Genomic DNA, 343 nt, shown 5'->3' on the forward strand with positions numbered 1-343 from the left:
TGGCTACCCTAGCATAACATTCACCGATGGAATCGAGAACAGGGTCTGGACTATTGATGTTCTGGACTGGACCGATGGCACGGTAGGCGGAAACCAGCAAGTCGGCTTCGACGTGTTTGGAACTGTTCAAGGCGCTCTTAGCTACCTCAGATAAATAAGGAGTATTTATGTTCGGAAACCAACGTACTGTCATCCACAATGGGACAGAATACACTATCAACCTTCTGCCAGCAACTCGCGGTATCAGCGTACTGAAGCAGCTAACCAGCTTGCTGGGTCCATCCCTTGCCAAGTATCAAGCTGACCACGACTTCTCTGGAGCCATGAAAGAACTGTTCGATAA

The 343-nt window shown here is 49.0% G+C and carries 1 protein-coding gene; it reads left to right on the forward strand.

The window, feature by feature from the left end:
• Positions 1 to 167: 167 nt before the first annotated feature.
• Positions 168 to 343 (forward strand): phage tail assembly chaperone (locus FVP33_RS20280; RefSeq protein WP_425460963.1); only part of this gene is annotated, 176 nt, incomplete at its 3' end.

Origin of the sequence: Lacisediminihabitans profunda (assembly GCF_008040105.1) — a bacterium.
GTDB classification, from domain to species: Bacteria; Actinomycetota; Actinomycetes; order Actinomycetales; family Microbacteriaceae; genus Lacisediminihabitans; species Lacisediminihabitans profunda.